10 protein-coding genes are annotated in these 9,375 nt (G+C 65.8%); 6 read left to right on the forward strand and 4 right to left on the reverse strand.

What is annotated here, in order from left to right:
- Positions 1-5: 5 nt before the first annotated feature.
- The 3 genes from D8Z78_RS22750 to D8Z78_RS22760 are packed head-to-tail and all read right to left on the reverse strand — an operon-like array spanning position 6 to position 1,728.
- Positions 6-611: a TorD/DmsD family molecular chaperone gene (locus tag D8Z78_RS22750; protein WP_420824338.1), complete on the reverse strand. Its 606-nt coding sequence runs from the start codon at positions 609-611 to the stop codon at positions 6-8.
- The gene (locus tag D8Z78_RS22755) at positions 608-1,192 is read right to left on the reverse strand and encodes a DUF3306 domain-containing protein (protein WP_121633072.1); all 585 of its coding nucleotides are present in this window, start codon (positions 1,190-1,192) and stop codon (positions 608-610) included. Before D8Z78_RS22755 ends, D8Z78_RS22750 begins: the two co-directional genes overlap by 4 nt.
- A complete protein-coding gene (locus D8Z78_RS22760; RefSeq protein WP_121633151.1) occupies positions 1,189-1,728 on the reverse strand; it encodes a DUF3305 domain-containing protein in 540 nt (179 codons plus the stop codon). The genes D8Z78_RS22755 and D8Z78_RS22760 overlap by 4 nt, the downstream gene beginning before the upstream one ends.
- Positions 1,729-2,097: 369 nt before the next feature.
- Between D8Z78_RS22760 and D8Z78_RS22765 the strand changes: the two genes are divergently transcribed.
- The gene (locus D8Z78_RS22765; RefSeq protein WP_121633071.1) at positions 2,098-4,044 is read left to right on the forward strand and encodes a 4Fe-4S binding protein; all 1,947 of its coding nucleotides are present in this window, start codon (positions 2,098-2,100) and stop codon (positions 4,042-4,044) included.
- Between the two features lie 5 nt (positions 4,045-4,049).
- Here the strand turns inward: D8Z78_RS22765 and D8Z78_RS22770 are convergent, their stop codons facing one another.
- The gene (locus tag D8Z78_RS22770) at positions 4,050-4,784 is read right to left on the reverse strand and encodes a hypothetical protein (protein ID WP_121633069.1); all 735 of its coding nucleotides are present in this window, start codon (positions 4,782-4,784) and stop codon (positions 4,050-4,052) included.
- A 56-nt stretch (positions 4,785-4,840) separates the two neighbouring features.
- Between D8Z78_RS22770 and D8Z78_RS22775 the strand changes: the two genes are divergently transcribed.
- The 5 genes from D8Z78_RS22775 (at position 4,841) to D8Z78_RS22795 (ending at position 9,215) form a co-directional block, all read left to right on the forward strand.
- The gene (locus tag D8Z78_RS22775) at positions 4,841-5,032 is read left to right on the forward strand and encodes a DUF6494 family protein (RefSeq protein WP_121633067.1); all 192 of its coding nucleotides are present in this window, start codon (positions 4,841-4,843) and stop codon (positions 5,030-5,032) included.
- A 4-nt stretch (positions 5,033-5,036) separates the two neighbouring features.
- Entirely contained in the window at positions 5,037-6,086 is a 1,050-nt protein-coding gene (locus tag D8Z78_RS22780; RefSeq protein WP_121633065.1) for an Mrp/NBP35 family ATP-binding protein, read from the forward strand.
- Between the two features lie 2 nt (positions 6,087-6,088).
- Complete coding sequence (locus D8Z78_RS22785) at positions 6,089-6,781, forward strand: biotin/lipoate--protein ligase family protein (protein ID WP_121633063.1); 693 nt, start codon at positions 6,089-6,091, stop codon at positions 6,779-6,781.
- Positions 6,778-7,257 carry a DUF6505 family protein gene (locus D8Z78_RS22790; protein ID WP_121633061.1) on the forward strand — a complete coding sequence of 160 codons (480 nt, stop codon included), beginning with the start codon at positions 6,778-6,780 and terminating at the stop codon, positions 7,255-7,257. The genes D8Z78_RS22785 and D8Z78_RS22790 overlap by 4 nt, the downstream gene beginning before the upstream one ends.
- Positions 7,258-7,328: 71 nt before the next feature.
- The gene (locus tag D8Z78_RS22795; protein WP_240672236.1) at positions 7,329-9,215 is read left to right on the forward strand and encodes a sensor histidine kinase; all 1,887 of its coding nucleotides are present in this window, start codon (positions 7,329-7,331) and stop codon (positions 9,213-9,215) included.
- Positions 9,216-9,375: the final 160 nt, after the last annotated feature.

The following is a 9,375-nucleotide window of genomic DNA, read 5'->3' on the forward strand; positions in this document are numbered from 1 at the left end:
CAAAATCACGACAGGCGGAAGGCCTCTGTCTCGATCTCCATGAAGGCACGGCCGATGCTGCCCACCGGCGCGTAGAACACGCTGTTCTTCGCGGCCTCCAGATCGGCAAAGAAATGCGCCGCCCACGGGCCGATATGCTTGTTGTAGAAATCGCGCTGCTGTTGCAGGCCCGCAGGCTGACCAAAGCGCCCGACGATCAGCGCGCCCATCATCTCCATCAGGCTGGCGATATTGTCCTCGGGTTCGAACACGTTCTCGGCCCGCGCCAAGCCCTGCACCGCCATGTCCCGCCGCAGCGCCGCCAAGGGTTTCTCGTTGAGAAAGCCGGTCAGGTAGTAAGAGGCATAGGGCAGCAACTCGCCCCGCCCCAGCCCGATGAACAGCTTGTTGTATTCGCTTTCCACCGTCTTGGGCCGGGTGACCTTGGCCATCTTGGCCAGCGTGGTGATCCCCTGCCCCAGCGGGCCATCGTCACCGGTCAGGCTGGCGGTCTGCGCCAGCAGCATCTCGTCGGGCGGACCGGACAGGATCACGCCGAGAAAGTTGTAAAGGTCCGCGCGCAGGCGGTCTTCCTCGGCGACCTTGGGGGCCTCTGCAGCAGTCATCGTCATCCTTCCATATCCTCGAAGCGGAACCGCATGCGGCGGGGCTTTGGCGCGACGATCTCGTCCTGCGCCGCCGCGTCCCGGACGTGATCCGGGACCTCCTGTTCAGTTTCCTCGGGGGCCACGGCCATCGGTTCCGGCGCGCCGACCGGAACGGCCTCACCTTCGTCCTCGTCCCGGACCGGGTCCGGGGCCTCCGCCTTTGCCGCTTCCAGCGCCTTGTCGAACATGCCCTTGCCGACCTTGTAGGCCGTCTTCATGTCCGGCAGGCAGCGCGCGGCATCGGTGTAATCTTCGCCGTAATCGACAAGGCCATCCAGATTGGCCAGAACCGGGTTCATCCGCCACAAGCGCCGCAAGGCGCGCGTCTTCAGCGCTTGCGGCAGGTGCGCCTTGAGAAAGGCGCGGACCTGCTCGGGATCGGTCAACTCTTCCGGCGCGGGAAAACCCGCCTCCTCCAGCAGATCGGCCTCGGGGCGGTCTGCCAGCGCACGCTCCGCCTCGGCGCGTTCGGTGGCCTCGCGGGCGGCGCGTTCGGCCTGTTTCTCGGCGGCCACGGCCGCCTTGCGCTTCTCCCAAAAGCTCATTGCAGGCGCCTCCGCTTCAGCGCGGGCGAGGCATAGATATCCGCCGGCTTGACGATCCGCGCATCGCCGACCCCGTCCTGCACCAGATCGATCCGCTTGCGGTCGCGCTTGCGCTTGATGAATTCCTCTTCGTGATAGAACTCTTCGACGAAGTCGCGCACCCACGCCACCAGACCGGGTGTCATGGGCACTTTTTCCACGATCTCCTCGCCACTGTCGGTGTAATCCTGCGCCTCGTAGGGCGACGCCGTCACCAACAGCACGTCATAGGGGCTGGGGCCCTCGGTCTCGCTTTCGCGCATCACGATGTAGAGGCTGGGGATCTCGGCGGACAGGCCTGCAAGATAGGCCTCCGCATCGGCGCCGTGCAGTTCCAGAACCGGGGTCGCGGCGTGGTATTCGACCACATCGCCTTCGCGACGCAGCTCGCGCCACTCGGCAGCCCCGGCACCCGGCAGCACGCCGACCGCCTCCCAGCGCCATTTCAGCCAACGGGTCACCCCGGGCGTCCTGCGCAGGACGACCCCAACCGGCATTGTGCGATAGGCATTCGGATTGTGGATCAAGATTGGCCTCCCTCGTGGGCAGGGTGGCGCAAGGATTCCGCAGGGTGAAGCTTTTTTGTGCACTATGGCATCCCAAACCACGCATCCGGTCAAATTGACCAGCCCGGTCAGGCCACCCCGAAGCCGTTGGACGTTTTGTCCAAGTCGAGCATTTTTGTCAGATTTGTGACCCGGCAGCATCCCGCCGGTCGCGTGCCTCGAATCACGTGATTCGCGGCCAAGGGCAGCCACGATCCGCCTCTTGAATCCGGTTGTGAGCGCCCTCGAATCATGTGTAGCTAACCGACGCGCGCAGGGGCAAATCAGCAGAAAACCGCCCTGCGCCATGGGAGGATCAGCATGGTCAAGTCATTGATAACGTGTGACTGTCTTGGGACGCAGGCCATAGATGCAGAGGCGCTGGCACAGGCCACGGGTCTGACCGTTCCCCGCCCTTGCCAAGCCCTGTGCACCACCCAGATCGACCGCGCGGCAAGCGCGCTGGCGGGGAGTGACACAATTTTCTGCTGCACGCAGGAAGCCCGGGTTTTCGAGGCTCTGGCCGAGGAAATCGGGGTGGATGCCCCCCCGGTCTTGGACCTGCGCGACCGCGCCGGGTGGAGCGCGGATGAGGCCCCGAAACTACCCAAAATGTCCGCATTGGTCGCCGAGGCCCTGCTGCCCGCCGCCCCGGAAAAGACGTTGGACGTGATCTCCGAAGGGGTCTGCCTGATCGTGGGCCCCGCCGATGTGGCGCTGGACGCCGCCGAGGCGCTGAAGGATCATCTGGCCGTCACCGTCCTGCTGCCCGAGGGCAGCGAGGTGCCCGACACCCGCGCCTATGACGTGATCACCGGGCGCCTACGCCGCGCCAAGGGTGCGCTGGGGCAGTTCGAGATCACCATTGATGCCCTCCGCATTGTGGAACCCGGTGGGCGCGGCGCGCTGACCTTGACCGAGCCGCGCGATGGCGGCAAATCCCAGTGCGATATCCTGCTGGACCTGCGCGGCGACACGCCCTTGTTCCCCGCCCATGAAAAGCGAGAGGGCTACCTGCGCCCCGATCCCGGCCACGCTCCCGCCGTCGCGGCGGCGGTAATGGCGGCGAGCCATATGGTCGGCACCTTCGAGAAGATCCTGCATGTGCGGATGGAGCCGCTGCTTTGCGCCCATTCCCGCGCCGAACAGACCGGCTGCACCCGTTGTCTGGACCTCTGCCCCACCGGCGCGATCACCTCGGCGGGCGAGCATGTCACCGTCGATCCGATGATCTGCGCGGGTTGCGGGGCCTGTTCCGCCGCCTGCCCCTCGGGCGCGATTTCCTATGACGCGCCGCCCGTGGACCTGACGATGCGGCGCATCCAGACCTTGGCCAAGGCCTATCTGGATGCGGGCGGCACCGCGCCGCGCCTGCTGGCGCATGACCCGCATGGGGCCGAGATGATCCGCCTGAGCGCGCGCCACGGGCGCGGATTGCCTGCGGATGTGATCCCGCTGGAGCTGCCGAAGCTCGGCGCGTTTGGCCATGCCGAGGCGGTGGCCGCGCTTGGGGCCGGGTGCGCCTCGGTCCACCTGCTGGCCGGGCCGGGCGCGGATTTCGACGCGCTGAACGCCCAGATCGCGCTCGCCAATGCCATCGGCGGCGACCGTGTTCACCTGATCGACACGCCCGACCCGGATGCGATGTCGGACATCCTTTACGACCACGCGGCCCCTGCCCCGAACCACACGCCGGTGCGCCCCATGGGCACCCGTCGCCAGATCACCCGGCAGGCGGCCCGCGCCCTGCATCCGGGCACGCAAACCCTGCCCTTGCCCGAAGGCGCGCCCTATGGCGCGGTGGTGGTCGATCAGGACGCCTGTACCCTGTGCCTATCCTGCGTGTCGCTGTGCCCCTCGGGTGCCTTCGGCGACAATCCCGACCGGCCCGAGCTGCGCTTTCAGGAGGATGCCTGCCTGCAATGCGGCCTTTGCGCCAATATCTGCCCCGAACAAGCCATCACGCTGGAACCGCGTCTGGACCTGACGGATCAGGCGCTGGATCAGCGCGTCCTGAAGGAAGAGGAACCCTTTGCCTGCGTCGAATGCGGCGCGCTGTTCGGGGTGAAATCGACCATCGACCGGATCACCGCGAAACTGGAAAGCCATTCCATGTTCCAAGGCGGTGACAAGATCCGCATGATCCAGATGTGCGACGATTGCCGGGTGAACGCGCAATTCCATTCGGACAACAACCCGTTCACATCGAACCCGCGCCCCCGTCCCCGCACGACCGAGGACTACCTGTCAAAGCGCAAGGATCACTGATGGACTCAGTCGATCACCAGCGCGCCGCCCAGATCGGCGGCTTTCATGCCGCCGACATAGGCCAGCACCGCCTCGACCTCGTCCAAGGTCAGGGTGATCGGCACAATGGGGCTTGGTCGGTCGTGAGCAAAGGGTTCGGTCACGTCCTCGATCTGGGTAAAGCTGGGATGCGGGTTCAGCGCGTAGAAAGCGGTGAAGCGGTACTCCCAGTCGGGCAGGCTGCGCAGCACGGCGAAACTCGGGGTCGAGCCAATCGACGACCAGCGCGTCGTGTCATCGACCGCGTGGCAGCGCGTGCATTTCTCAAGGCTGACCTTCAGCCCCAAGGCCGGGTCACCGGTCAGTTCGACCTCGGCGACCACCGCTTCGCGCGCCTTGGGCAGGGTGAACAGCGCCTCGCCATCCGGCGCGTAGGCCAGCACCGTGTTGCGGCCCACGTCAGAGGTGAACCAATCGGCCAGCCGCGCGGTGTCGTCATCGTCGATCCGCACCTCCAGCGACCAGACCGCCCCTGCGCCCTCGAACAGGGCGCGGCCCGTGTCGCCCAGCACCATCTCGGCCGCTGCCGGATCGACGAATTCCACCCGCACCTGCGTCTTGAGCGAGAACCGCGGCAGCGCGTATTTCAACAAACCGCTGTCCACCAGCGCGGGCGGCGCGTAGAGACGCACCAGTTTATCCTGAGCCACCGCCTTGAAGGGCAGGACCACAAGGGCCAGTATCACAACAATCGCGCGCATGTCGGTCAGCCTAAGCCCGGCACGCGGTCTGCGTCAACTTCCACGGGAGAGAACCGATGAGCGACGATTTCAACATGTCCATGCGCAAGTTCCTGAAGCAGGTCGGCGTGACCTCTCAGCAGGCCATCGAAGAGGCCATGCGCGAGCACAACACCGCTGGCAAGACCTATGCCGTCAAGGCCACCATCACCATCGAAGAGCTGGACCTGACCCACGAGGTCACCGGCTCCATCAAGGGTCAGGAGTAAACCATTGGCAACGCGTGACGAAGTCCTCGAGCTTCTGAAAACCGTCAAGGCCCCCACGGGCGAGGATATCGTCTCGGCCGGGGTGGTTCGGGCGCTTGGCGTCGCCGAGACCGGCGTGCGCTTTGTCCTCGAAGTGCCGCCCTCGCAGGGCGATGCGTGGAAGCCGGTCAAGGAACAGGCCGAAGCGGTACTGAAGGCGGCGAATGTGGGCAATGTCAACGTCGCGCTGACCGCCGAGGGGCCGCCGCCCTCGCTTGGGGCGAAGCCGAAACCCAAACCGCAAGGCCCTCAGGCGATCCCCGGTATTGCCAGCGTGGTCGCCATCGCCTCGGGCAAGGGCGGCGTGGGCAAGTCCACCGTGTCGGCCAATATCGCCTGTGCCTTGGCGCAGATGGGCCGGAAGGTCGGGCTGCTGGATGCGGATGTCTACGGGCCGTCGCAGCCGCGCATGCTGGGTGTTTCCGGTCGCCCCGCCTCGCCCGATGGCAAGACGATCCTGCCCTTGCGCAATCACGGCGTGACGATGATGTCGCTGGGCCTGATGATCAACGATGGCGAGGCCGCCGTCTGGCGCGGGCCGATGCTGATGGGCGCGTTGCAACAGATGCTGATGCAGGTGCAATGGGGCGCGTTGGATGTGCTGATCGTCGACCTGCCCCCCGGCACCGGCGACGTGCAGATGACCCTTGCGCAAAAGACCCAAGTGGCCGGAGCGGTCGTCGTGTCGACCCCTCAGGACGTGGCCCTGATCGACGCGCGGCGCGGGATCAACATGTTCGAAAAGATGAACGTGCCGATCCTTGGCATGATCGAGAACATGTCCACCCATATCTGCTCGAATTGCGGGCACGAGGAGCACGTCTTTGGCCATGGCGGCGTCAAGGCCGAGGCCGAAAAGCTGGGCGTGCCCCTGCTGGCCGAAGTGCCGCTTGACCTGCAAATCCGTCTGGCCGCCGATGGTGGCGCGCCGATCGTCGTCAGCCAGCCCGACAGCCCGCAGGCGCAGGCCTTTCACAAGGTGGCGCAGGCGCTGGTGGATGCGGGCGTCGCATGAGCATGACCGAAGCGCTGACCTTCCCCCCCGCCATGGCGGGGGAGGTCGTGACCGGCGACCCGTGCGAGGTGGCGGTGATGCGCGCCATTCAGGGCGTCGATGCCGGGCTGATCCCCTACCGCGTGGCGGCGGACCGGGTCGGCGCGGCGCTGGTCTTTGCCCCCGAAGTGCCCTTGGCGCAGGCCATGGCCATGCTGCCGCTGTGTCAGGTCGGTTTTCAGAACGCGCTTGGTGCGCTTGCCCCGCCCGAGGTCGCCGTGCATCTTGACTGGGACGGCGGGCTGCGGGTGAACGGCGCGCAATGTGGGCGGTTCCGGGTCTTTGCTTCTGACAACGACCCCGAGGCTGTGCCGGATTGGCTGGTGGTCGGCTGGGACCTGCCGCTTTTGCCGCTGTCAGAGGACACCGGCCACACCCCCGACCAGACCGCCCTGTTCGTCGAAGGCTGCGCCGATGTCGAGCCCGCCCTGCTGGTCGAGGCATGGGCGCGCCACACGCTGAACTGGATTGCCCGCTGGGAAGACGAGGGGACAAAACCCCTCCACGCCGAATGGCGCGGTCTGGCCCATGGCGTGGGCGAGGACACTGCCGATGGCACGTTCCTTGGCGTCGACGAACACTTCGGCAAACTGCTGCGCCGCGACGGCGACACCACCCTTATCCCGCTGACGACCCTGTTGGAGAGCACCCCATGAAACTCGCCCGCGCGATCCATTTCGACGAAAGCGACCAGTATGTCTTTGCCAACCCGGCGCGCACCGGCGAATGGTGCATCTCGGGCGGGTTCGAGTTTTCCGACTGGACCGAGGGCGATCTGGTCGGCAAGCAGCGACAGGCATTCGCGAATGGTTGGCTGGGGCTGGAGACGTTCGGGCGCGTGACCTTCGTCGCCGTGACCCAGATCGAGCCCACTGAACTGGCCGAGTTGGAGGTCGCGCTGGCGGAACACTTCGTCACCACCTACGGCGCGCCGTCCATCGACGCCGCCCGCCCCGTCGCCCGCGAAGAACTGTTCCACATGGCCGACCTCTGCGAAGATCACGACCCCAACACCTTGCTCACCGTCGCACGCGAATTGACCGAGGCCGGCGTGAACGAGGCCTTCCGCCTGATCGAACCGGACGAAGCGGAGCTGGAACAATTCGCCATCCACGGATCGCTGGACGAGTGATCCGGCGGCGGTTCATCCGCTCGATCCGCCTTCGCCTGCTGTTTTTGGCGCTGGCGCCCTTGGTCGTGCTGATGCCGCTTTTGTTGCTGCTGGGCATGACGCGATGGACGGCGGATTATGACAAGCTGCTGATCGCCAATGTCGATTCCGACCTGCGCATCGCCGAGCAATATCTGAACCGGCTGATGGCGCAGACTGGCGATGAGTTGACCGGCACCGCCGAAAGCACTGCTTTTGCCCGTGTGCTGACCGCCCCTGACTTGCAGCGCGACACCTATTTCCGCGCCACGCGCGAGAAGCTGGGGCTGGATTTCCTATACTACCTGCCCGAGGGCGACGCGGTCGGTGACCCGTCTCGCTGGCCGGTGATCGTCGCTGCCCTGAACGGCACGCCCACCACCGCCATCGACATCTTTGGCGCCGACGACCTGCGCGCCCTGTCCCCGACCCTTGCCAGCCAAGCGCGCATCAACCTGATCGAAACCAAGGCCGCCGTGCCCACCGACCGCACCGTCGAGGAACGCGGCATGGTCGTGCATGCCGCCGCCCCGGTGATCCTGCCCGGTCAAAAAGGTGTGCTGGTTGGCGGCATCCTGTTGAACCGCAACCTGCAATTCATCGACACGATCAACGCGCTGGTCTACCTGAACGCGGTCACCGGGGGCGAACGGCAAGGCACCGCGACGCTGTTTCTGGACGATGTGCGCGTCTCCACCAATGTCCGCCTGTTCGAGGACGTGCGCGCGCTGGGAACCCGTGTCTCTGCCGTGGTCCGGCAGGCCGTGTTGGGCGAGGGGCGCACTTGGCTCGACCGCGCGTTTGTGGTGAACGACTGGTATATTTCCGGCTACTTGCCTCTGCGCGACAGCTTCGACCAGCCGGTGGGGATGCTTTATGTCGGCTTTCTCGAAGAACCCTTCGCCACCGCGAAACGGCAGGCCTATATCGCGATGCTCGCGGCCTTTGTCTTGGTGCTGGCCCTGTCCGCGCCGCTGTTTTTGTGGCTGGCCAAGGGGATCTTTGCCCCGCTGGAATCGATGACCGCCACCATGCGCCGCGTCCGTCAGGGCGACCTGTCCGCCCGCAACGGCCTGCGCGCCCGTGACGAGATCGGGCAGGTTGCCGGGCATCTGGACGACCTGCTGGATCAGGTTCAGGACCGTGACGCGCGCCTGAGGGCTTGGACGGACGAGCTGGAACAGCGCGTCGATGCCCGCACCGCCGAGTTGAAAGAGGCCAATGCCAAGTTGGAGGACACATGGCGGCAGTTGGTCATGAGCGAAAAGCTCGCCTCCATCGGCGAGATCACCGCCGGCGTCGCGCATGAGATCAACAACCCGGTGGCGGTCATTCAAGGCAATCTCGACGTGATGCGCGAGGCGCTTGGCGAACACGCTGCCCCGGTCGAGACCGAGCTGAACCTGATCGACCGCCAGGTGAGCCGGATCAACGCCATCGTCGGCAAGCTGCTGCAATTTGCGCGGCCTTCGGATTTCTCGGGGGCCGAGGAAAGCGTCTCGCTGGAACCGGTGGTGCGCGACTGCCTGCTGCTGGTGGGGCATGTGCTGGACAAGGCCGCGATCCGGGTCGAGACTGATCTGGCCCCTGCCCCGGACGTGACCATCGAGCCGGGCGAGATGCAGCAGGTGGTCATCAACCTGCTGGTCAACGCGGTGCACGCGATGGAAGAGGCCGGGGCGATCCACCTGACCCTGCGCGAAGAGGTTCGCAACGGGGTCGAGGGCGCCGCCTTGGTGGTGCGCGACACCGGACCGGGCATTCCGGATGCGCTGCTCGACACGGTCTTTGACCCGTTCTTCACGACGAAGCAGGGCGAAGGCACGGGTCTAGGCCTGTCGATCTCGCAAACCCTGATCTCCCGCGCCGGGGGCCGCATCACCTATCGCACCCCATCCGAGGGCGGGGCAGAATTCACGGTTTGGTTGCCCGCCGCATGAAAAACCGCGCCCCTTGTGGGACGCGGTATCAAGGTAGAGGTCCCGGGTCTTCGCCCGGGACGGGTTAGACCTTTTCGACCCTTACGGCGGAGTATTTGAACTCTGGGATTTTGCCGTAGGGGTCGAGGGCGGCGTTTGTGAGGATGTTGGCGGCGGCTTC

Origin of the sequence: Tropicibacter alexandrii (genome assembly GCF_003667315.2) — a bacterium.
Lineage (GTDB): Bacteria > Pseudomonadota > Alphaproteobacteria > Rhodobacterales > Rhodobacteraceae > Tropicibacter > Tropicibacter alexandrii.

Bases quoted from the DNA above. Each gene is read 5' to 3' on its own strand.
- D8Z78_RS22770 (WP_121633069.1), bottom strand. From the start codon at position 4,784: ATGCGCGCGATTGTTGTGATACTGGCCCTTGTGGTCCTGCCCTTCAAG.
- D8Z78_RS22765 (WP_121633071.1), top strand. From the start codon at position 2,098: ATGGTCAAGTCATTGATAACGTGTGACTGTCTTGGGACGCAGGCCATA.
- D8Z78_RS22790 (WP_121633061.1), top strand. From the start codon at position 6,778: ATGAAACTCGCCCGCGCGATCCATTTCGACGAAAGCGACCAGTATGTC.
- D8Z78_RS22755 (WP_121633072.1), bottom strand. From the start codon at position 1,192: ATGAGCTTTTGGGAGAAGCGCAAGGCGGCCGTGGCCGCCGAGAAACAG.
- D8Z78_RS22750 (WP_420824338.1), bottom strand. From the start codon at position 611: ATGACGATGACTGCTGCAGAGGCCCCCAAGGTCGCCGAGGAAGACCGC.
- D8Z78_RS22760 (WP_121633151.1), bottom strand. From the start codon at position 1,728: ATGCCGGTTGGGGTCGTCCTGCGCAGGACGCCCGGGGTGACCCGTTGG.
- D8Z78_RS22795 (WP_240672236.1), top strand. From the start codon at position 7,329: ATGCCGCTTTTGTTGCTGCTGGGCATGACGCGATGGACGGCGGATTAT.
- D8Z78_RS22785 (WP_121633063.1), top strand. From the start codon at position 6,089: ATGACCGAAGCGCTGACCTTCCCCCCCGCCATGGCGGGGGAGGTCGTG.
- D8Z78_RS22775 (WP_121633067.1), top strand. From the start codon at position 4,841: ATGAGCGACGATTTCAACATGTCCATGCGCAAGTTCCTGAAGCAGGTC.